The following is a 22,071-nucleotide window of genomic DNA, read 5'->3' on the forward strand; positions in this document are numbered from 1 at the left end:
CACTGTCCCACCGACAGTAACTTAGGGAAGTATGGGGGAGCAGTAATCGTAGGGTGGGCAGTGCTTCATAGCAATTAAAAAGCTTGTAATCGGTTGAATCGGCACTGCCCACCGACAGTAAATTAACTCGACAAAATAGTTAATTGTATTATTTTTTAATAATGTTAATCGTCAGGTGGGCAGTGCTTCATACCAATTAAAAAGCTGACAATCTCGAAGGTAAGCACTGCCCACCCTACATCTCTAATGAGGGATTTTTTCCCTCTTGCCTCTTGCCTCTTGCCTCTTGCCTCTTGCCTCTTGCCTGCTCCCTGCTCCGAACGCGCCCCGCGTGGCCTACGGCCTCAGTCCCTGCTCCCTAAAACCCATAAATTTGTACCTCACAAGTTGTAGAATTGCTATATCATTATCGGGGAGAAGAATTAGTGGACAGCAGAAAATACGCTGCAGCAACCCAGCGCAACCGGGAACCAATTTTAAAAGTACTTTTAGAGATACTACCAGCCACTGGCACAATTTTAGAAATTGCTAGCGGTACCGGAGAACATGCTATCTATTTTGCACAACAGTTAAACCCTCGAAAATGGATTCCTTCCGATATCAATGCTTCCCTCCGTGAAAGTATTATCGCCTGGGCTAAAGATTACCCTAGCGACAACCTCCATCAAACCCTTGATATTGATGTCAGTCAGCCAGTTTGGAAAGTAGAAACGGAAATACTATCAGAAATACCAGATATTGTAGCGATGGTGAACATTAATATGATTCACATTTCACCATGGTCTACTTGTTTAGGATTAATGGCAGGTGCTGGTCGTATCCTTTCATCAGGAGATATTCTATATTTATACGGTCCCTACAAACAAGGTAATAAACATACTGCACTTTCCAATGCTGATTTTGACTCCTATTTACGAGAACAAAACCCAGAATGGGGAGTACGTAATTTAGAAGATGTTGTAGACGTTGCTAATACTCATAATCTCATCCTTGAAAAAACTTATCAAATGCCAGCTAATAATCTTTCAGTAGTATTTAAACACATGTAAGTAAAATCGTAGGGTGGGCAGTGCCTAAGACCCATCCTAAAACTTGTAGTTGCTTTGATAAGCACTGCCCACCCTACTTGGATATAGTGCTACGCGCAAGGCATGCATGCCTTTAGCATGCATGCTAAAGAGAATAAAAATCATCGTAGGGTGGGCAGTGCCTAAGACCAATTTCAAAGGTTACCATCGCTATGATACTTACTGCCCACCCTACATCAACTAAAATAATTTAAAATTGCTATAATAAAATTAAGTATTTAAAACGAAGAATTATATGATTACAGTTACACGAGAAGAAATTGAGCAATTTCGGTATCAATTGGCAAATTATCCAGAGGCTTTGGCTGCCCTAAATGAGATAGAAGAAGAGGAAGGAGATTTGGAGTATGCGACTGAAATTATAGCTTCGGAAGCCGGAATCGACAGAATAGATATAAAAGAGAGTTGGTTGCAAAATTTAGCCAGGCGGTGTCGCCATATAATTTGTCAAGATGAATTTAAAAATGATCTACTCGCTGGAGGAATTACTACTTTGATTCCGTATTTAGTGCAGTCGGTAAATTTGCCCGTGGCATTGGCGACTCCAGTAGCTATTTATATAGTTAAGATTGGAGTCAAAAGTTTCTGCAATCAAGAGGAAACAAGAAACCATAAAGATTATCCATTAGCACAAGAATTAATTGCCGATAATAAAGGTAATATCGAGAAAGTATTAATTTATTTTCAGGACTATGAACGTTTAATTGAAAGCTTTGAAGATGAAGGACTATATCGTGCTATGATGGAAGTTAAAGATGAAACTCCCTTAAGTTTGGAAGAAGCATTAGCAGAACTAGATAAGGAATGAAAACCGAATATCTTCCAACCTTTCTTAAAGATCTTAAATCTCTGAAAAGCACGCCCGTTTATAGAACGATTAAAAAGTTTACGTTTCAGGATATTATTTCCTGTCAAAATCTTAGGGATATCAAAAACATCAAAAAATTAAAAGGAGAAGAAAATGCATATCGAATTCGTTTAGGGGATTATAGAATTGGTTTTTTTATAAAAGGCGATACTATCATATTCTCCCGTGTTCTCCATAGACGAGAATTTTATCGTTATTTTCCTTAAAGCAATAGAAAATTATAAAGTAGTAGGGTGGGCAGTAGAATCGCAGCCCACCGGCAGTAAATAAAATTAATCGTAGGGTGGGCAGTGCCTAAGACCAATCCCAAAGCTGGTAGTAGCTTTGATAAGCACTGCCCACCGACAGTAAATAAAATTAATCGTCAGGTGGGCAGTGTATATAACCAATTTCAAAGGTTTCCATCGCTATGATACTTACTGCCCACCCTACATCAACTACTCCCGACTCCCGACTCCCGACTCCCTACTCCCTAATGATCAAAATTGCTCAGGATCGATATTAATATAGATATCCTTCAACTCAGAATAGACATCCAACGCTTCTGTGCCTGGTTCACGGGTACCATTACCAGATTGCTTGAGTCCACCAAAGGGCATATGAGGTTCACTGCCATAAGTACCGGCATTCACTACAGCTACGCCAGTTTGGACTTTCTCACAAAACCTTACTGCACGGTGGATGTTGCGAGTGTGAATCGAAGCAGTTAAGCCATAGGGGGAATCGTTGGCAAGAGCAAGAGCTTCCTTAAAGTCTTTGACCCGGTAGAGACTAGCAATCGGACCAAATAATTCACATTGAGAAATTTCCGCGTGGGGGTCTACATTCTCTAGGAGGGTCGGAGCCATATAGAAACCAGTAGCATGGTCAGGGTCTGTTAAGCGATCGCCTCCCACCAACACCGTTGCTCCTGCTTCTTGTGCCTGTTTCACCGCTGCTATCATATTGATCAACTGTTGCTCATTAATCACTGGACCAAGGTCATCCTGGTCAGTGGGACCTAATTTTAATTCCTTAGTTTTCTCCACTAATTGGTCACGGAATTGATCATAAATGCTATCAAAGACAATGATTCGACTAGCAGAAGCACAACGTTGACCGGCATTACTGAACACTGAGAGTAAGGTCCACTTGATAGCATTGTTCAAATCCGCATCATCACACACGACCAAGGGATTCTTACCCCCCAATTCCAGGGATACCCTGCCAAAGCGCTCCCCAGCTACCCGTTGCACAATTCGTCCTACTTCTGTGGACCCGGTAAAGCTAACCACAGCGACATCATTATGAGCAACCAAGGGAGCGCCAGCTTCTTCACCATATCCCTGAATAATATTGAGGACACCAGGGGGTAACCCAGCCTCTTGAGCAATTTGTCCAACTATCCAAGCCGTGGCGGGAGTGTCTTCTGCTACTTTTAATACAGCGCTATTGCCACAAACCAGGGCTGGAAAGACTTTCCAGGCTACATTAGCAATGGGAGTATTGGCCGCAATAATTAATCCAGCAACTCCCAGAGGTTGACGCACAGTCATGGCATATTTATTAACCACACCGCTGGTAGTGGTGCGACCATACAACCGTTGTCCTTCACTAGCGTAGAATAATCCTAATGCGATCGCACCGCCAGTTTCTCCATAAGCTGAACTATAGGACTTACCGGTTTCTGCTGCTACTATCTTGGCAATCTCCTCCTGACGGGCTTTCATACCCAGGACAATCTCGTGTAAGATAGCTCCCCGTTGTACCGGGGGAGTATCAGCCCAAGCCGGTTGAGCCTGTTTAGCTGACCTTACCGCTTGCTCAATATCTGCTGCTCTTGAGCGAGCCACCTGACATAGCACTTGACCATTAGTGGGGTCTAGCTTCTCAAACCATTCTCCTGCCACTGCTGCTACTTGTTGACCATCAATCCAGTTCAAGACTTGGCTCGGTAAATAGTCTTGTGCCATTATTTTTTCCCCCTTGGAAGTGTCTCATGGTGAGTCATGATACCAATAGAAGTTCAAACAATAGCAATCAAGATAGGGAATAGGGAATAGGGAATAGGGAGTAGGAGTCTAATCTACCAAACTGTAAAACCACCATCAACTCTGAGTTCGATACCTGTGACATAGGCAGAGGCATCGGATGCCAGAAACACTAATGGGCCAAGTAAATCATCAAACTCTGCCATCCGTCCTAGAGGAACGCGATCGCAAAATTGACCTTTGAATTCCTCATCTTGTCCACCCAATACTCCTCCCGGAGAAAGGGCATTAACCCGGATGCCAAAGGGTCCCCAGTGGGTAGCAAAGTACCGGGTTAAATTCACCAGTGCTGCCTTGGATGCCCCATAGGCAGGGGGTTTTAAAAAAGGAGGGTCGCACTCCAGATGCTCATAAAACCGGGCATCGGGAGATACGCTCCCATACAAGGAACCGATATTAATGATTGAACCTCGTCTAGCTTCCAGCATCGGGCTACCGAAGACTTGAGTCACCTGGAATGCTCCCAAGACATTCACCTCAAACACATTGCGGCAAATCTCTAGGGGTATCTCTTCCAAGCTGTAGGTTTTCACTGGACCAGGAGGTTGGTCAATCCCAGCATTGTTGACAATCACAGCAGGAATGCCAATGTCGGTCAGGATGCGATCGCGGATTGCGATGATGGCAGTGCGATCGCATATATCACCCCGCTCCAAAAACAAACGAGTCTTGGGATAATGCCGTTGAAGTAGCTCAAAAGACCTTGGCACCTGAGCCAATGGTAGGTCTATCCCCACAACCGTTGCGCCAGCATCCAGTAATGCCCGACTCCACACCGGTCCAAGTTTACCTAAGACTCCAGTAACAATAGCGATTTTGCCAGAGAGGTCAAAATAGTTCACGAAGCCAACAACACCCTACAAAGCAACCTTTTCAACATTTTCCACCAACCCAGCCAACATAATCGACTCATCCACCCTTAGGGGTTTGGTTAAGACTTTACCAATCACATGGTCCAATTCATAAGGGGGTAAACCATCCCCTGGGGATTTCATCGCGATATCCTCTGCCCTTAAAACATGTCCTACAGGTAAATTATCCCCAGCAACCAGTTTTTTACCCATCTTCAAGTAAGCAGGACGTTCATTTAGGTGTACTTTCTTCACCCCATCCCCAAAAGCTTGGCGAGTGCGTCTGAGGTCTCTTACCATCTTGCGCAACCCTGTCGGTTCTAACGAGAAAGCATGGTCTGTTCCTTTCATCGCCCGGTTCAGGGTAAAGTGTTTCTCAATCACACGAGCCCCAAGAACATAAGCCGCCACTGCCATGGCGATACCGTTGTCATGGCTAGATAGACCAATCACAATATCACTGAACAGTTCCCGATAGGTCTCGATCACCTTCAGGTCAAGTTCTTCAAAGTCCGCTGGATAGCTTGCCGTACATTGGAGGATACACAGCTGGGGGTTAATCGGCATGATCGCATCATAAACCCGTTGCACATCCTCTAAAGTAGCTGCACCCGTGCTAACGATCATCGGCTTTTGGAATTGGGCAACATGTTTAATTAGGGGCAAGCTCTTAAGGTCTCCAGAAGCGATCTTATAAGCTGGCATATCCAACTCACCCAAAAAGTCCGCACTCGGAATATCAAAAGCAGTAGAGAAAAACGTAATCCCTACTTCTTCAGCATACTTTTTCAATTCCTGATATTCGTAAGCACCAAATTCTAGAAACTCCCGATGCTCACCGTAGGTCAAACCAAAACTATTTTCATGGTCATAAGGTCTGTCAAAAGCAGCTTTCGTGTAAAGGGCACGATTGTCTCGTTTTTGTAGTTTTACAGCATTCGCTCCGCATTCCTTAGCAATCCGGAACATTTCTTTACACTTTTCCAAGCTGCCTTGATGGTTATTCCCAATTTCAGCAATCACAAAGCAATCGCTATCGTCATGAATTTCAAAGCCATTAATAGTCAGTCTTCGAGACATTTTACACTCCTACAACCAATAAATTCCTATCGGTTTTTCACCACTGACCAATGGTTTACCATTAATTAGCTGAGATTTCAATACTTATTTGTCTTTTTGTCAGCATTCAGCATTCAGCAGTCAGCCGTCAGCCTTCAGCCGTCAGCGGTCAGCGGTCAGCGGTCAGCCGTCAGCTGATAGCTGATAGCTGATAGCTGATAGCTGATAGCTGATAGCTGATACGCGACACGCTAATAACTTATAGCTGATAGCTAATAACTTATAGCTGATAGCTAATAACTTATAGCGTTTCTCCCAGTTATGAGGTACGCTTGTCAACCTCAAAGTCCCCCTTATTAAGGGGGATTTAGGGGGATCAAGTTGTACCTTATGGGATATATAATTGCTATATAGCTAATAACTTATAGCTGATAGCTGATAGCTGATAGCTGATAGCTGATAGCTGATAGCTGATAGCTGATAGCTTTTACGATAACGGCTCGACTTCAAATGATCTCGGTCGTAAATATCCTGGACAATGTTGAATTAAGTGATAACTTTTACGTTGGGTAGTCATCGGATCGGTGATACTAATATACCGACTGGTCATGATGTTGTGCCAATCCCGAGGGATGAGATTCCAGAAGATCGGTTGGTCTGAATTGTAGTGTTGATCAAACCCGATCCCTTTACGAAACAATGCCCAAAGATACTTTTTCAGTTGCCATAACCAACCTGCTTTAGCATACTTTGAGTACCGTTCCGCATAAAGGGCTTTATAGTGCTTTTGCCTCTCCATCATTTGGGCATATTCTGGAGAATTAGGATCCGAACTCCAATTCCGGTAATGATGAATAGCAATTTTTTTAGTATAAACGATATCATTCCCTGAATATAAAACTTTCGTGGTCAAATCCGGATCAATCCCATAATCTCGAAATACTTCACAGAATCCACCCACCTGTTTTAATACGGAAGTTCTCAGCACACCTTGGTTAACATTTAACACACCAATTACTGAGACACCACCAATATAGGGAGCACTCACGAAGGGACCTTGTTTATCCCTTACTTTCAGAGCTACCATCCCGATCTTCGGCTTTTCCTCAAGTATTTTTACCGCCGTATCCAGACCCTGATTCACAATGACATTATCATCACTTACCCAACACACATAGGGAGTATCTATAAGTCTGAACACATCATTATAGGCTTTAGCTTGACCAAGCTTTTCTCCCACCAAAATCGGAATCACCTGTGGATTTGAGGATGCGATCGCATTTAAATACTCAATAGTGCCATCATCAGACCCCGCATCAGTTACATAAATTTTCGTAGGGGTTGATGTTTGTTCAAGAATACTAGTAATACATTGCTTCAGAAGACTCAATCGATTATAGGTACCAACAACAACAGAAAGTTTCATGGTTCCTTCACTCCTCACCTTCACTCCTAAAAATTAACGTAAGCATTCAGCTATCAGCATTCAGCTATCAGCATTCAGCTATCAGCATATGCGCTACCCGCACGCTACGCGAACAGCAGTCAGCGGTCAGCGGTCAGTGGTCAGTGGTCAGCCGTAGCACAGGCCACAAGCGTGATGTAGCCCATAAGCTAATAGCTATTAGCTGATACCTGATACCTGATAGCTGACCGCTGATAGCTGATACCTGATAGCTAATACCTGATATCTGACCGCTGATAGCTAATACCTGATAGCTGATACCTGATACCTGATACCTGATACCTGATACCTGATACCTGATAGCTGATACCTGATAGCTGATACCTGATAGCTGATAGCTTGCACAACCCTAACGGACATACAAACAATGACAGAATAATGGCTGTCCCGACTTGATAGAATTAATTTGATTTTTAATTCCCGCAAATCGGTAACCCAACTCTACCAAACATTCATGTACCTCTTCAAATAATGGTTGTTCCTTATACAGGGGAACAAATGACATTTCTACCAGAACACATCGCCCTATTGAAAATAGCTTTTTACCTCCCTTTATCACTTTATCTTCAACCCCTTGGACATCAATTTTTATAAAAACATCTCTCTCAAATTGATCAGACTCTAATTCTGACTGTAATAGGTCATCCAGGGGGCAAACCTTTACTTTCATTTCACTTTCTCCTGATGTCTGTGGAAATTCATTCTTACATACTTCACTGATTCTTAACATGGAAGAAGCTGGCCCATAAGAATTCTCATAAAATAACTCTTCTCCTTGATAATCCGACAACGCTACATTAAAAATTTTTAGATTAGGAATCTTAGCGCCTTTCCCTTCCAAGTCTGATATATAAGATGGCAATGGTTCAAATACATAGGTCTGTTTAGCATTGAAGTAAATGGCTAAAAATTCCGCAAAATCCCCATTATTTGCTCCAATATCAATTACCGTCTTAATCGAATAATTTTCACGAAGCCATCGCCATAGCTCCCTGCCTGGATCGGGACTCGCTTCAACAATTTGTTTGTAGTCTGAAAGCCTTAACAACTTTAAATTCATGGATGCTAACAGACGATTTACCAACCGACCAATTTCCTGTTTCACCGAAGCCATTTAGTTACTCCTATAAAACTTAATAAACTAAGTCCATAAACTGGTCTGCTGTTCTATTTTTGTCCTCATATAACCTATTTACTCGTCTCCGGAGATCCCGCTTATATCGATGATAATAAATTCCTTCCCATCGCTTCAAGTAAGCCTCTCGGTCATGGTCTAAAACAGCATTGTTAGTCTGGCGAACCGCTTCATTTCGATCATAATAATGTTCAACATAAGCCCCTGGACAATCTACAATTTCATAATTAAGCTGCCACATCTTTAAACAGAGATCACCATCAGCTTTATAAAAGATATATCGCTCTTCATCCGCCCAGTCAACTGCTGCTAGGGCTTCTTTTAAGTACATACCATGATTAACAAACAGTTTGCCACCAAGGGTATGTTGTACATAGTACTCTTCATCCTCTGGCCAATTCCGAAAATAGAAAGCTACTCCCCCTATTTTTCCGCCAGCTTTTTCCACCTCTTCAAACTTGTCCAACCCTAAATTAACCGCATTCGGTAATAGCAGACAATCATCACTGATCATCAAAATATATTTACCTTTAGCTGATTTAAAGCCAAGATTCATAAAATACCCCCAACTGCGACGCTTGAGTGGCTTTCCTTGGAATTCCCCTCGGTTATGTTGGATGATAGTAATAATATCTTTCTGCTGAATGAGCCATTCTAAAGAGCCATCCGTTGACCCCCCGTCAATCACAATGATTTCATAGGGAACCCGAATCTGATTATCTCGAACACTTTGAATCGCTTTTTCCAGTAAAGGTCTACGGTTATAACTCCCAATCACCACCGAGACGATGCAGGTTTTCTCAGAGCTAATTACCGGTTTAGCGAAAGACTTTAATATCTTCAAATGACTCAATTGTCCTGGATTAGCTGGTCCTGGATTAGCTAGTTTAATAGGAGAATGAGTCAATGAGCCATTATACAATTGTTTGACTTGACGAAAAGGCTTAGCTAGAATTTTGATATAGTTCATAAGGCACTCCTGAACACACCTGTATGGAGCCATCACCATTAAGCGATTTAGCTTAATCTGATGTGGCTGTTATAGTTGCACCCTCGGGGATAATGATATCAAAGTATCCCATTGTTTATGTTATAATAACAAGTCCTTAATGGATAGATAAATCTAAAAATTTTTAGTAAAAATTTTTAGATTATCAAAGGGAGCAGGAATCCCCCTTAACCCCCCTTAGTCCGTAGGGTGCGTTAGGGGCGCGCCTTGCCATCATATTCAACTTCGTAGCCAGTAGCCCCGTAACGCACCACCCAAGGGCTTGCCCTGATTTTCCGCCTCTTCTTAGTCCGTAGGGTGCGTTAGGGGCGCGCCTTGCCATCATATTCAACTTCGTAGCCAGTAGCCCCGTAACGCACCACCCAAGGGCTTGCCCTGATTTTCCGCCTCTTCGCGCCTGGTTGGGATAGTCCGTCCGGAAATTGATCACGGGCAAGATGCCCGTTCCACGCCTGATCCCCGTTCCACGCCTGATCCCCGTTCCACGCCTGATCCCCGTTCCACGCCTGATCCCCGTTCCACGCCTGATCCCCGTTCCACGCCTGATGCTCATGGCACCAAGATGCTCATGGCACCAAGATGTCCATGCCACCCACCGGGTCAAACAGCTTTAATGAGATGCACCAGATGCTTAATCCTTAGACGCGATCAATTCCCAACCGTTCCGCTGGATAGATAAAAGGAGAACCAGACAAGATTCCATCACAGATAATATCCAAACCCGGATCTGCACCAGGAAGTAATTGCTCTAGGCTAGTAATATTCAGCTTCACGTAAGGATTTTCAGATAGGGGTTCCGTAAATTGTAGGGGAATCATCCGTCTGAAAAAGAAATGGTAAGCGTACATCCTCGCCCGTTTAAGGGCATTGGAATCCAACCGTTCACCAAGGGGTAGCTTATCCAAGCACTGGAAATACTCCTGTGCTGTCGAAGGATCCATCGTGATTCCCTTATCTCGGATCCAAGCTTCACCACCAACGATCACCGGAATGCCTACACTGGTCAACTCTACTCCAGTTTTTGTCCCATAAATAATCACCGAATCGCACTCCATCATCGCTGCATAGGTACTCACAGGACTTTCTGGAGGAATGATGAAAATATTTTTAGGCAATTGAGACCAGACCTTCTTGATTTCTGGCAACAATGGTTGGCGAGAAGGCAACGTTCCCCGAATCTCTGCTGGATGAATCCGAATCAGCAGTTGTAAGTCAGAACGTTTAGCAAAATACTCAATCGTCTGGAGTACCCACGTTAGCATATTCGGAAAAGCATTAGCGCGATAGTGCAACTGGGCATCCCACATCACATTGGTGAGCATCCCAATCACCGGCTGGTTCAGGTCAAGCCCCATCTCCTCAGCATTTCGGCTAAATTCTTCATCAGGTTTTTCATGAAACCAAATCCAATCCCGAGTGCCTTGCCATCGACTTTTCAAATACTGTAGGATGTCATCTGTCATTGCCTGATTCCAAGGCATGGTTTCCCAGGCATGGAGAGGCTCACTGAGCATAGTGTGATGATAAGTGTCTCCATGGCTAAAAATAAAGCAACGCTTGCGGTAGGCAATCGTCCAGTTAACCACCCGCACTTGGCGTGAGCGACACACCTCACCAATGATGCCATGAGGTAAGTAGATGCCATGATTGAAGCAAGCAGCCTTAAAATTATAGTTACACAGTAGCTTACTGATAGCATACGCAGTCAGCAAAGCCCCTTCAAAATACCGACGCACCACGATTTCACTGTTGGGTTCGTTATCTAGATTCCCGCTGGTAAAATAGCGCAGCGCCCCAGCATAGGCGTGTTCACCAATATTCCAGTTGCCCAGGCAATAGTTTTCAATCTCTGATAGCCTTACGTGTGCTGCGATCTGTTTTGCCTCTAGCCTGTCGAGCCCAGTGAGCAGTTCACTGAATACATGGTTCGTCAAATGCAACGGTTGATACAGATAACGACCGGTTGCAAAACACTTTTGGCACTTGATCGTTTCTAGATCATAGTTTTCAATCCTTTCTTGAGGTGTATCTAGTTTTTGAAGATTGAGGCAGGCAGGCAGAGAATGGTCACACAGGAGAGTATGAACCTGTGCTCCTCTGAGGGTAAGGGCTACTGCTAGTAGGCTTTCTGGTAGTGACAGTGGCGCTGACCCCCCTACGGTAGTTGCTATTAGGACCATTGGTCCCTGGTGAGACCGTTGCTTGGCTTCTCTCCAGAGGGAGGGGTTAGTTTCGATAATAGCTCGCCAATCTAACAAGTTACTTTGCCCTAGTTGCCAAGAAAGCAAGGGACTTGGCTCTAGTTCGTCAGCACTAGTCAGAGACATATAATCAAGTCAGATACTTACTTCTCAAGGGATTATAACAAGTTCCTACTCGACAAATTTCCCTAAACTATGATAAGAATATACACACCGAAACAGAACGGTTGCGCGATGAAGCGTTCGCAAAGCGTGGCCTACGGCCTCAGCTTCCGCGCTTATGCGATTAGCCCAAAGGTCTACGCTACGCGAACGCGCCGTAACCAAAAGTGCGGGGTGGGAACACGACAGGGCGAATTTCTTCGCAGTATATGTTATGGTTCTAAAAATGCGCATCTAAGAACCAGTGGGGAGGCTAACTTGAATCCCTATATATTCGGTTCTATATATTCATATTCGGTTCTATATCTTCGGTGTATAAATTATGACCTTATCCCTCAAGGCTAACACCGCACGGTGGCAACTTCAGCGCTATTGGGAGTTGCTGTATATATTAACAGAGCGAAATCTGAAGGGACGTTATCGAGGATCGCTTCTGGGAGTATATTGGTCTTTGTTAAATCCTTTGATTATGACAGGACTATATACAGCAATTTTTGGTGCTACCTTTGCCTCTTATTATGACAACTCAACCATTAACTATATTCTGGCGGCTTTTACTGGGTTGCTTGTCACTAACTTTTTCTCCGCTTCAACCAACCAAGCATTAGTCAGCGTAGTTGGCAATGGTGCCCTGTTGAATAAAGTTCGTTTACCAATCAGTGTCTTCCCAGTTTCAACCATTGCTGCTAACGTGTTTCAGTTAGCTGTTGGCAGCTTTCCTCTCCTAGCTATTGTCACGTTGCTTACTTCAAAAAGTGTAGTCAATTTGCTAGCGTTGAGTCTTCCGTTAATCGCATTAATTTTGGTTAGTATCGGCCTCGGTTTTTTCGTCAGTGTTCTCTATGTTTTCTTTAGGGATTTACCTTATTTCTACGAACTAGTATGCTTTGTGATCTGGATTAGCTCTCCAGTCTTTTATCCAGCAGCAATTGTCCCAGAGGCGGTTCAACCCTTTTTGTTTTTAAATCCCTTATTGCCGATTATTGAAAGCATTCGACAGATTTCTTTGTCAGGAGGTTTGCCAGATGTAGGGTTAATTGGACACTCATGCCTAAGTGCCATAGTAATTGTATCCTTAGGCTGGACTTGCTTTCGAGTTTGGCAGCCTCACTTCATGGATTTGTTATAGATGACAGAAGAAGTTATTAGACTCGATCGGGTTTCATTGTGGCGAAGAACCCAAGAAGAGTTTTCCTATGACCTCAAGAAAACCATACTATCGTTTTTGGAGGGAAAATACCGCAAACCTTCCAGGAATTTAGTCCTTGATGACATTCATCTAGCAGTAGAAGCTGGGGAAAAAATCGGCATCATTGGACCGAATGGTTCAGGAAAATCAACGCTACTTAAAGTTATCTGTGGCATATTAAAGCCGACAGGGGGTCAGGTATGGATCAGAGGTGAAATCGCTCCTCTGATTGAGCTAGGAGCTGGATTCGATCCGGAACTTTCGGTAGTGGATAATATCAAACTCTATGGCGTGATGCTAGGTTTCTCTAAACAAGAGATGAAACTCAGAACCCCATCGATTTTGGAGTTTGCTGAGCTAGAAGACTACAAGTTAATGCCAGTGAAAGGATTATCCTCAGGGATGTCAGCGCGGCTAGGCTTTGCCATTGCCACTGATGTACAGCCAGATATCTTAATTTTAGATGAAGTGTTATCCGTAGGGGATCAAAGTTTTAGAATTAAGTGCCAGCGACGCATGGAAAGATTTTGGGAGGCTCATGCCACTGTTTTAGTGGTCTCCCATGATTTATCCTTTGTGCGCCATGACTGCAAGCGGGTGATTTGGTTAGACAAAGGCAGGATAAAGTTAGCGGGAGAGAGCAATGAGGTAGTCGATTCCTACTTGAATAGTGTTACCGAAGTGGTTTAACCTTAAAAAAAGTTAAAATTTTTAAACAAAAGTTAAAAGCTCAAGGTAAATGAAAGATGGTAATCTGAGCAGTTGGAATATAGTTAAACCTATAGTTAAAGCAGTATTATCACCCTGATAGTGATAATTTCGAGGAGGACGTGTGAGGATTTCAATTATCACTGTATGTAAAAATGCTGAGCGGTTTATAGAGCGAGCGATCAAGAGTGTCGTCTCTCAGACCTATGAGGATATAGAGTACATTATTATTGATGGGGACTCCCAAGACAAAACTAAGGAGATTGCGCATAAATATAGTGATCAGATTAGCCGATTTATTAGCGAACCTGATGGCGGTATCTATGAAGCCATGAATAAGGGAGTGAAGTACTCCTCTGGTGAGTTTATTGCTTTTATTAATTCAGATGACTATTATCTTGATAAAAAGGTAATCCAAGATACCGTTAACTTCCTGTTGGCAAATCCCTCCTGTGATTTTGTGTATGGAGACCTAGAGGTTAGAGAGCAATCTGGGTCTTCCTTTTTAGTCAAACCTCCCTTGCCTGAGGACGTACCTGATGCAATGATCTGTGGATGTTTGCCTCACCAAGCCAGCTTCTCCAGAGCTAACTTGTTTTTCTCTAAGATAGGGCTTTTCAATGAACGCTACAAAATAGCATCGGATTATGAATGGTTTCTGAGGCTAATCCAGAATGAGACTGTGAAATTGTGTTACTATCCTCGGACAATCGCATCCTATTATGCAGGAGGACTTTCTAGTCAGTTAAGACAATCTCTACCTGAAACCCATAGTATTCAGAACCAATGCCCAATGTATCAAGATTCCTACTGGTTAAACAGAAGAATTATAAAATATCAGGAGTTCGTCATTAACCTGAGAGAATGGCTTCAAAATGCCGAAAACAGTGGACATACATTCAATCTCAACTATAAAGCCCTTGAAAACAAATATCACGCCGTTGAAACGGAATACCATGCCCTTAAGCTTGAATTAGAACAAGCGCGGGCGAAAATTGCTGAAATTGCGAAAATTGTTGAGATGGAAACCGGGGTAAATCAGAATGGACAAAGTGGTAATATCAGACTCAACTTGACAAATTTGGAACAAGTCTGATTAATCTAACCGGTTAGACTAACACCTTAGACTAATAGGTTAAAGGTTATCTCTTGCCAAAGTTATTGCCAAGTTTTTTTTAAGGTGTGTGTGAGGGGCTGTGTAATATGCCAAGTAATAGGTCAGAATCCGAACTAGATTATGTGATTCCTCCTGAGATTAAAGACGACGATTTTTATAGAGCGATTCAGAGAATAGCTCGGGAAGAAGATATCAAGACGGTTCTAGAAATCGGGTCTTCATCCGGTGCGGGAAGCACCGAAGCCTTTGTTAAGGGGCTCAGGGAAAACCATTCTAATCCAGTGTTATTCTGTATGGAGGTTTCAAAACCTCGTTTTACTGAGTTAAGGGAACGCTATCGGGAGGATTCTTTTGTCAAGTGCTACAATATATCATCAATTTCCCTAGAGCAGTTTCCTAGGGAAGATGAGGTTAGGGAATTTTATCATGCCCATCGCAGCCCTCTAAATAACTACCCTGTTGAACAAGTCTTGGGTTGGCTTCGTCAAGATATCGATTATGTTAGGGAAATGGGAACCTCTGGAGATGGGATTGAAACGATTAAGCAAGAAAACCAAATCGAAGATTTTGATCTGGTCTTAATCGATGGCTCCGAGTTCACAGGTGAGGTAGAATTAGATCAGGTTTACGGAGCCAAATACATCCTACTTGATGATATTTGTACCTATAAAAATTATACTAATCACCATCGGTTATTAAGAGATAAAAACTATAAACTGATTGAGCAAAATGCGTCTGTGCGCAATGGTTACTCCATTTTTGCTAAAGCGGGTAGTCAGCACTCTGTTGGGAAGTCAGGTCAAGTCTCAACCCCTCTTCCCATCCATTTTTTTACCATTGTTCTCAATGGTGAACCCTTCATTCGCTATCATATTGACGTCTTCAGTAAACTGCCATTCCCATGGCATTGGCACATTATTGAAGGTGTAGCGCAATTGAAGCATGATACGGCCTGGAGTTTAGCGACGGGTGGGCATGTCAGTGATGAAATTCACCACAACGGTCGTAGTATTGATGGCACCACAGAGTATCTCGACCAACTGATGGAACGCTACCCTGACCAGATCACCGTCTATCGCAAACCGGATGGGGTTTTCTGGGAGGGCAAGCGAGAAATGGTGAATGCTCCCCTTGAGAATATCCAACAAGAGTGTTTGTTGTGGCAGGTAGATGTGGATGAGTTGTGGACAACTGAGCAAATTTGTAAAGCCCAACAGATGTTCATCGAGCAACCTGACAAGACGGCTGCTTTCTTCTGGTGTTGGTGTTTCGTCGGAGAAAATTTAATTATCAGCAGTCGCAATTGCTATACACAAAACCCCAAACAGGAATGGTTGCGCCTCTGGAGGTTTCGACCGGGAGCTATCTGGGCAGCCCACGAACCCCCAAGGCTAGTCCAACCGTCGTCAACTAATCAGTCAACTAATCATGGGCAAGATGTAGCAACCATCAATCCATTCCTACATCGAGAAACCGAAGCAGAGGGACTGGTCTTTCAACATTTTACTTATGTAACACCGAAACAATTGCGATTTAAGGAGAGCTACTACGGCTACCCGAATGCTCTGGCTGAGTGGCAGGTACTACAGCAGCAGTCTGAATTTCCGGTTTTTCTGCGTCAATTTTTATCCTGGGTTAAGGATGAAACCCTGGTTGAACCGGCGGATATCTGTGGTATAGTGCCGATTGCTCAGAAGGACCCTGACAGCGAAAAATGGCAGTTTTTGCAACTCGAAGAATTTCAGCAAGAAACTATGAAGATTGAAAGACCATTCCCCCAAATTGTGGTTGATGGGGTGTTTTTCCAATTTTTTCCTAACTCTGGGATTGCCCAAGTTTGGAAGTCTTTACTGGAGGAATGGGGAACTAATGGCTTTGCTGACCATGTGATTGTTTTAGACCGGGCTGGAACAGCTCCGAGGATTCCTGGAATTCGCTATCGCCCCATTCGAGCTTACGATTACAACAAAACGGGAGCAGATGCTGACTTGTTGCAGGAAATCTGTGATGAAAAAGGGGCTGATCTATTCATTTCCAGCTACTATACCGCACCCCTATCTACTCCTTCTGTATTTATGGCTCATGACATGATTCCAGAGGTGATCGGTGCCAATCTTAACGAAGCAGGTTGGAAAGAAAAGCATTACGGTATCTTACACGCCTCACATTATATTACGGTATCCGACAATACGGCTCGAGATCTGATTAAGTTTTTCCCCCATATTTCCCGGTCAAAGGTAACGGTAGCTAACAATGGGGTCAAAAAGGTTTTTTCCCCGGCAAGCGATGATGATATCGATGAGTTTAAGACTAAATTTAACCTGACCAAACCCTACATACTCTTAGTAGGGGAAAGGACTGGTGTTAATGGCTATAAAAACGCTATCTTTCTATTCAGAGCATTATCTAAGCTGGTGGATAAGCAAGAGTTTGGGGTGGTTTGTGTAGGTGGTAGACCTGAGTTAGAACCTGAGCTAGCTGCCTTGGCAGAAGGGATAACAAGGATGGTTCTGCCCCTGAGTGATGAAGAATTGAAAGTAGCGTATTCTGGTGCGATCGCTCTGATTGTCCCCTCTCTGTACGAAGGCTTCGGATTACCAGTTACCGAAGCAATGGCCTGTGGTTGCCCTGTCATTACCTGTCGTCACTCCTCTCTTCCTGAAGTGGCTGGGGAAGCAGCATTGTATGTGGATCAATCTAATCTTTACGAGCTGATTGATGCGCTGTACAAAGTTCAAAACCCAGAGGTTCGTAACCAGTTGATTGCTGATGGTTTTGAACAGGCAAAGAAATTTTCCTGGTCAAAGATGGCCGATACCGTGGCAGAGGTTCTAATCGAAACTGCCAAGACGATCAAAAATGATGGTACTGGTATAGGTTCCCCCCTTTGGGAAGAATTCAGGAAGTTACAGGCTCAAATCCAACAACAGCTACCCCCAAGTCCATCCCCAATTCAAGTTCAGTCAACTCAGGTTCAGTCAGGGGCTCTCGAACAGCAATTGAGGTACGCAGAGGCTCAACTTCAACAAAAACAGCGGGAACTTCAAGAAGCGGGGTCAACTCTAGCGGCAATGGAGTCCAGTAAATTCTGGAAACTGCGGGTAGGCTGGTTTCGACTAAAACCCCTATTAGTTCCACTAGTTAGTCTAATTTTAGGGATTAACTTACTACTGCTATCTACCGCCATCTATGCTGACAGGACTCTAGTACAACTAATCTCATTAGTTTCTCCTGTCCAAGGAAATCTATTCTTTGCTCTTGGCGGTAGTTTGTTGTCCATTGCACTAATGTTAGGGATGGTGGGCTATCTTGGCTATATGAAGCCTCAGGTTCTCCGGCGGGTCAGAATTGTCATGGGTAGTGGGGGATTAGGGTTGATAGGTTTGACGGTACTACAGACCATTAACCTGTTGTAGGTAACTGCCCAGTTTTCCAATTATGCTTAGTCCCTTTAGCCCAGAGGAGGCTGAGGTGGCGGTTAGACAAACTTTCGTCCACCTCCAGGGACTGAATTAAAACAAGGGTTTTCAACCTGGACTGGTGACCAGACTTAAGTTCGAGCTAATTTATCAACACCTGGGTGTAACAACAACATGACACAAACCTTAAGAGATATCTGTTGGTGTGGAAATACTGAGCTAACTGAATTTTCCCCTGATTACTTGGCGTGCTCTGAATGTGGCACTCTAGTGTCAAAAACTGGTTTGATGACTGAGCAGCTCCGTATAAAGGATGATAACCATGACTTCTACGGTAAAGAGTACTGGTTGTCTTATCAGACCGAGCATTATGGTTTTCCTGATATTCGTCAACGAGCCCGTCAAGACTTACCAGAGCGATGCCTCTACTGGCTGCGGACACTGATGACTTATAAACTACCGCCAGGCAAAGTGCTTGAGTTAGGTTGTGCTCATGGTGGTTTTGTGGCCATGATGGGCTGGGCAGGTTTTGAGGCTATGGGTCTGGAGCTTAGCCCTTGGGTGGTGGAATTTGCCCAACAGACATTCAATATGCCCATTTTCTTAGGACCTATTGAGGATCAGCAGCTAGAACCTGAATCTTTTGATGCCATCGTACTCTACGATGTCATGGAGCATCTACCTGATCCAGTGGCTACCATGAGCTATGGGGCATCTCTTCTCAAGGAAGATGGTATTTTCATTGTCCAGATGCCAAATTATGAAGAGGGTAAAACCTATTCAGAGATGGTTGCTCAAAAGGATCATTTTTTAGATCAAATGAAATCTATTGAGCATATCCATCTTTTGAGTCGGCGAGGGGCTTCGAAATTCTTTAAGAACCTTGGTTTTGAGTTTATGCAATTTGAACAACAGTTGTTCAAATATGACATGTTTTTCGTAGCTAGTCGGCAGCCTTTGGTTCCCTATACTGATGAGCAAATTAGTGACTCTCTTCTCAAGAGTCCATCTGGGCGAATGGTTCAGGCATTACTGGACAAATCATCTGACTTTAATCAACTCCAAGTTCAGCATCAAAATATCCAAGTTCAGTATCAAAAGAGCGAGAATAGTCGTGCTGAACTTATGAATATTATTGAGCAAAAGGCTCAAGAGATAACTTCTTTGTCCCCGGTGAGTGCAACTGTCACAAACGACCTTCAACATCCTCAGTCACAATTGGCAAAGTCACAGGAAAAAATTCAGCATTTTCAGAAAAATCAATTACAGCAGATTCAGAACCAACTGAACGAAACTGAGGCTAATTTGAAGGTAATTAATGTAGAAATTGCAGCTATGAAGACGAGTAAGTTTTGGAAATTGCGAACGCTGTGGTTCAAATTCAAAAGGTTTGTTGGTATCCCAACAGATAATGAATAAACTTTTCAATAATTAACGTCAGCTAAAACAGGAGTTTAATCATGGTTGATAGGGTGCTCGAGCAAGTTATCAGTGCTAAGGAACCATTTAACAGTTATGAGACGGTGAAAGAAGCTGTTGAAACCATTGATGGTTTCTTAGTTCCTGGTCAAGAAGAGTTCTTATTCAATAAAGTTAAGTCTCTTCCTGAGGATGCTCTTATTGTTGAAGTTGGGTCTTATAAAGGAAGGTCTACGGCAGCTATGGCTTTTGCCTGTGTGGGGACTAATCGAAAGATCTACTGTATTGATCCATGGATAGGGCAATGTCACGACCTACCTGAAAAGAGTGTCTTTGAGGTCTGGAAAGAAAACCTTGACAATTACCAACTGACTCCCTATATCAGATATTTTCAGGGATATTCTTCAGAAATTCTGAAGCGTTGGGGTGAACTAACTGGAGAAAAGACGATTGACTTTGTGTTTATCGATGGTTCTCATGAATACTTAGATGTGCTGACGGATTTTGGATTATTATTACCCCTGATGAAAGTTGGGGGATGGATGGCTTTTCATGATATTATTGAAACTTGGCCTGGATGCGACTATCTATGGCATGATATTGTAAAATTTCGTCTTACAGACCACGAGTACTCAACGACCCTTGCCTGTGGTCGAGTGAAAACTACTCAACAACTCTCGGAGGAGTTACAAGAACTAAATGAATTGCGGACATTGCTAGTTCAATCACAACAGCTTCAAGAGAGCGGAAGCATAGAATTAGAACAATCTCAAACTAAGCTAAAACAAACTCAAGAGCAATTACAAGACACTCAAGAGCAATTACAACAAACTCAAGGGCAATTACAAAACGCCCAAGTAGAGCTAGTTCAAACTAAACTCCAACAAACTCAAGAGCAATTACAAGAAATTCAAGAGCAATTACAAAACACCCAAGTAGAACTAATTCAATCCCAACAACTTCAAGAGAGTAAAAGTACAGAACTGCAACAAACTCAATACGAATTACACCACACCAAACTAGAAGTTGCGGCCATGAAGACAAGTAAATTTTGGAAATTGCGAACGCTCTGGTTTAAATTTAAAGGGTTTGTTGGCCTCCCAACAGATAATCAATAAAATTTTCGGCGTTGCTTAATGATGGTATAACTTTCACCCCCGTCGGGGGCAGGGGATTTAAGAGGCAACAGGCTAATGCTTTCAATAACTCATCCTTGAGTTCAGCAACGCCAAATAAATTTTCAAGGATCAACCTTAGGAAAAAACCGAACCTGGTGAAACTATTGACAGTGCAAAGGTTATAAGCCAATGAACTGTCAAAACTGCCAAAGTAAGAAGGTTCTCAAATCCTGCTAACAGACCAGGGTCAAGTTTTCGGTCTACTGAATCTGTTGACGAGGAAAACTAACAATTTTTTGATAGTCTAAAGGGTTAAAAAAACGCTCAGGACTAAAGGGAGGAGAAAAGGCATCATTGACTAAATCTTCACGCACATAAAATCCATTGGCAGAATATAATCCGCAACCTACTAACACCATCCCCTTACTGCGAGCTAGCTTCTCTAAAGCTACAAGAGAAGCTCCATAAGCCGTAGAATTACCATCCCAGCGATAATTAGGGTCATAGGGCATGATCCATTCTTGAGGTGGTGGATAGGCAGGATTATGCTCTAAACAAACAACTCTAGGTTGTATAACCGAAATAGCCTCATAAACGTAATAGTCATTACTATCAATATCCACTGAAAGAAAATCAATTTCTCCAGTAATACCACCCCTTTCAATTAAATCATTAATATTTTCGGCGTTAACTACCGCTTCGATAAATTTTAAGCGACCTTCAGCGATGGCATCTTGATGATTGGCTGGAATAGCTTGTGCATAGTCTGGATAGGATTCTAGCCACAATCCTGTCCATCCCTTTTCTAAAAGATAACGACTATTGTTTTCTTCTCCTGTTTCTGCTCCAAACTCCACAAAAATCCAGGATTTTATCCCAATTCTATTAAAGATTTCTTCTATAATGCCGTCTTCATCCGATTGAGAATATATCTTAAATCCAAAATGCTCTAACCTTCGTGGATCATCCCCTGCTAGAATCTTGCGGTCTTGTTTAATTTGTTCTATAACTGAATCGTGTTTACTCATGACTGTATTACCTTAAAACCCAACCAAATGTTTGGTCACTAGTTATCAGTGGGTGTATTATAGATTAAATCTACCTAACATCAATCTAAATACTACCGTCTTCGGGGTTTGAGTAGCAACTGATACTGCTGACAAACTTATAGCGGTGTCCAGGATTCATCACCTAATTGAACGATAACCATCCAAAGTCAGTTGAGCGGTCTTT

The 22,071-nt window shown here is 43.0% G+C and carries 17 protein-coding genes; 9 read left to right on the forward strand and 8 right to left on the reverse strand.

All coding sequences use genetic code 11. The annotated features are described in order from the left end of the window. The first annotated feature begins 425 nt into the window (after nucleotides 1-425). The 3 genes from LYNGBM3L_RS24735 to LYNGBM3L_RS24750 all read left to right on the forward strand — a co-directional run bounded on the left by LYNGBM3L_RS24735 (nucleotide 426) and on the right by LYNGBM3L_RS24750 (nucleotide 2,162). Nucleotides 426-1,049 carry a DUF938 domain-containing protein gene (locus LYNGBM3L_RS24735; protein WP_044494669.1) on the forward strand — a complete coding sequence of 208 codons (624 nt, stop codon included), beginning with the start codon at nucleotides 426-428 and terminating at the stop codon, nucleotides 1,047-1,049. Between the two features lie 607 nt (nucleotides 1,050-1,656). Further along, complete coding sequence (locus tag LYNGBM3L_RS50585; protein ID WP_044494693.1) at nucleotides 1,657-1,896, forward strand: RelB antitoxin-like protein; 240 nt, start codon at nucleotides 1,657-1,659, stop codon at nucleotides 1,894-1,896. Continuing rightward, on the forward strand, nucleotides 1,893-2,162 hold the full coding sequence (locus LYNGBM3L_RS24750) for a type II toxin-antitoxin system RelE family toxin (protein ID WP_008188054.1): 270 nt from the start codon (nucleotides 1,893-1,895) through the stop codon (nucleotides 2,160-2,162). The genes LYNGBM3L_RS50585 and LYNGBM3L_RS24750 overlap by 4 nt, the downstream gene beginning before the upstream one ends. A gap of 273 nt (nucleotides 2,163-2,435) precedes the next feature. Here the strand turns inward: LYNGBM3L_RS24750 and LYNGBM3L_RS24755 are convergent, their stop codons facing one another. The 7 genes from LYNGBM3L_RS24755 to LYNGBM3L_RS24790 form a co-directional block, all read right to left on the reverse strand. Next, nucleotides 2,436-3,908 carry an aldehyde dehydrogenase family protein gene (locus LYNGBM3L_RS24755; protein ID WP_008188055.1) on the reverse strand — a complete coding sequence of 491 codons (1,473 nt, stop codon included), beginning with the start codon at nucleotides 3,906-3,908 and terminating at the stop codon, nucleotides 2,436-2,438. 113 nt (nucleotides 3,909-4,021) lie between these two features. Then, nucleotides 4,022-4,828 (reverse strand): SDR family oxidoreductase, encoded by an 807-nt coding sequence (locus LYNGBM3L_RS24760; RefSeq protein ID WP_008188056.1) that lies wholly within the window; start codon nucleotides 4,826-4,828, stop codon nucleotides 4,022-4,024. Nucleotides 4,829-4,843: 15 nt separating this feature from the next. Beyond that, nucleotides 4,844-5,917 (reverse strand): N-acetylneuraminate synthase family protein, encoded by a 1,074-nt coding sequence (locus LYNGBM3L_RS24765; protein WP_008188057.1) that lies wholly within the window; start codon nucleotides 5,915-5,917, stop codon nucleotides 4,844-4,846. A 466-nt stretch (nucleotides 5,918-6,383) separates the two neighbouring features. After that, the gene (locus LYNGBM3L_RS24770) at nucleotides 6,384-7,322 is read right to left on the reverse strand and encodes a glycosyltransferase family 2 protein (protein ID WP_008188059.1); all 939 of its coding nucleotides are present in this window, start codon (nucleotides 7,320-7,322) and stop codon (nucleotides 6,384-6,386) included. A 388-nt stretch (nucleotides 7,323-7,710) separates the two neighbouring features. Further along, nucleotides 7,711-8,475: an FkbM family methyltransferase gene (locus LYNGBM3L_RS24775; RefSeq protein WP_008188060.1), complete on the reverse strand. Its 765-nt coding sequence runs from the start codon at nucleotides 8,473-8,475 to the stop codon at nucleotides 7,711-7,713. Nucleotides 8,476-8,494: 19 nt separating this feature from the next. After that, nucleotides 8,495-9,466: a glycosyltransferase family 2 protein gene (locus LYNGBM3L_RS34265; RefSeq protein WP_008188061.1), complete on the reverse strand. Its 972-nt coding sequence runs from the start codon at nucleotides 9,464-9,466 to the stop codon at nucleotides 8,495-8,497. A gap of 677 nt (nucleotides 9,467-10,143) precedes the next feature. Further along, entirely contained in the window at nucleotides 10,144-11,832 is a 1,689-nt protein-coding gene (locus LYNGBM3L_RS24790; RefSeq protein ID WP_008188063.1) for a hypothetical protein, read from the reverse strand. 358 nt (nucleotides 11,833-12,190) lie between these two features. Between LYNGBM3L_RS24790 and LYNGBM3L_RS24795 the strand changes: the two genes are divergently transcribed. From LYNGBM3L_RS24795 to LYNGBM3L_RS47830, 6 genes are all read left to right on the forward strand, one after another. Continuing rightward, the gene (locus LYNGBM3L_RS24795; RefSeq protein WP_008188064.1) at nucleotides 12,191-12,997 is read left to right on the forward strand and encodes an ABC transporter permease; all 807 of its coding nucleotides are present in this window, start codon (nucleotides 12,191-12,193) and stop codon (nucleotides 12,995-12,997) included. Beyond that, the gene (locus LYNGBM3L_RS24800) at nucleotides 12,998-13,747 is read left to right on the forward strand and encodes an ABC transporter ATP-binding protein (protein WP_008188065.1); all 750 of its coding nucleotides are present in this window, start codon (nucleotides 12,998-13,000) and stop codon (nucleotides 13,745-13,747) included. It begins immediately after the preceding gene. 142 nt (nucleotides 13,748-13,889) lie between these two features. Next, nucleotides 13,890-14,861, forward strand: coding sequence for a glycosyltransferase family 2 protein (locus LYNGBM3L_RS24805; protein WP_008188066.1), 972 nt, complete (start codon nucleotides 13,890-13,892; stop codon nucleotides 14,859-14,861). 107 nt (nucleotides 14,862-14,968) lie between these two features. Beyond that, on the forward strand, nucleotides 14,969-18,298 hold the full coding sequence (locus tag LYNGBM3L_RS24810) for a glycosyltransferase (protein ID WP_008188067.1): 3,330 nt from the start codon (nucleotides 14,969-14,971) through the stop codon (nucleotides 18,296-18,298). Nucleotides 18,299-18,475: 177 nt separating this feature from the next. Further along, the gene (locus tag LYNGBM3L_RS24815; protein WP_008188068.1) at nucleotides 18,476-19,720 is read left to right on the forward strand and encodes a class I SAM-dependent methyltransferase; all 1,245 of its coding nucleotides are present in this window, start codon (nucleotides 18,476-18,478) and stop codon (nucleotides 19,718-19,720) included. A 41-nt stretch (nucleotides 19,721-19,761) separates the two neighbouring features. Further along, complete coding sequence (locus LYNGBM3L_RS47830) at nucleotides 19,762-20,838, forward strand: class I SAM-dependent methyltransferase (RefSeq protein ID WP_008188069.1); 1,077 nt, start codon at nucleotides 19,762-19,764, stop codon at nucleotides 20,836-20,838. Between the two features lie 260 nt (nucleotides 20,839-21,098). Here LYNGBM3L_RS47830 and LYNGBM3L_RS24825 read toward each other — a convergent pair whose 3' ends face one another. Then, a complete protein-coding gene (locus tag LYNGBM3L_RS24825; RefSeq protein WP_008188070.1) occupies nucleotides 21,099-21,866 on the reverse strand; it encodes a hypothetical protein in 768 nt (255 codons plus the stop codon). Between the last annotated feature and the right edge of the window lie 205 nt (nucleotides 21,867-22,071).

This window comes from Moorena producens 3L (genome assembly GCF_000211815.1).
Lineage (GTDB): Bacteria > Cyanobacteriota > Cyanobacteriia > Cyanobacteriales > Coleofasciculaceae > Moorena > Moorena producens.

What these genes read in the sequence shown, in the direction of transcription:
- LYNGBM3L_RS24795 (WP_008188064.1), top strand. Translation starts at nt 12,191, where the DNA reads ATGACCTTATCCCTCAAGGCTAACACCGCACGGTGGCAACTTCAGCGC.
- LYNGBM3L_RS24800 (WP_008188065.1), top strand. Translation starts at nt 12,998, where the DNA reads ATGACAGAAGAAGTTATTAGACTCGATCGGGTTTCATTGTGGCGAAGA.
- LYNGBM3L_RS24750 (WP_008188054.1), top strand. Translation starts at nt 1,893, where the DNA reads ATGAAAACCGAATATCTTCCAACCTTTCTTAAAGATCTTAAATCTCTG.
- LYNGBM3L_RS34265 (WP_008188061.1), bottom strand. Translation starts at nt 9,466, where the DNA reads ATGAACTATATCAAAATTCTAGCTAAGCCTTTTCGTCAAGTCAAACAA.
- LYNGBM3L_RS24810 (WP_008188067.1), top strand. Translation starts at nt 14,969, where the DNA reads ATGCCAAGTAATAGGTCAGAATCCGAACTAGATTATGTGATTCCTCCT.
- LYNGBM3L_RS24815 (WP_008188068.1), top strand. Translation starts at nt 18,476, where the DNA reads ATGACACAAACCTTAAGAGATATCTGTTGGTGTGGAAATACTGAGCTA.
- LYNGBM3L_RS24775 (WP_008188060.1), bottom strand. Translation starts at nt 8,475, where the DNA reads ATGGCTTCGGTGAAACAGGAAATTGGTCGGTTGGTAAATCGTCTGTTA.
- LYNGBM3L_RS24755 (WP_008188055.1), bottom strand. Translation starts at nt 3,908, where the DNA reads ATGGCACAAGACTATTTACCGAGCCAAGTCTTGAACTGGATTGATGGT.
- LYNGBM3L_RS24770 (WP_008188059.1), bottom strand. Translation starts at nt 7,322, where the DNA reads ATGAAACTTTCTGTTGTTGTTGGTACCTATAATCGATTGAGTCTTCTG.
- LYNGBM3L_RS47830 (WP_008188069.1), top strand. Translation starts at nt 19,762, where the DNA reads ATGGTTGATAGGGTGCTCGAGCAAGTTATCAGTGCTAAGGAACCATTT.
- LYNGBM3L_RS24790 (WP_008188063.1), bottom strand. Translation starts at nt 11,832, where the DNA reads ATGTCTCTGACTAGTGCTGACGAACTAGAGCCAAGTCCCTTGCTTTCT.
- LYNGBM3L_RS24825 (WP_008188070.1), bottom strand. Translation starts at nt 21,866, where the DNA reads ATGAGTAAACACGATTCAGTTATAGAACAAATTAAACAAGACCGCAAG.
- LYNGBM3L_RS24765 (WP_008188057.1), bottom strand. Translation starts at nt 5,917, where the DNA reads ATGTCTCGAAGACTGACTATTAATGGCTTTGAAATTCATGACGATAGC.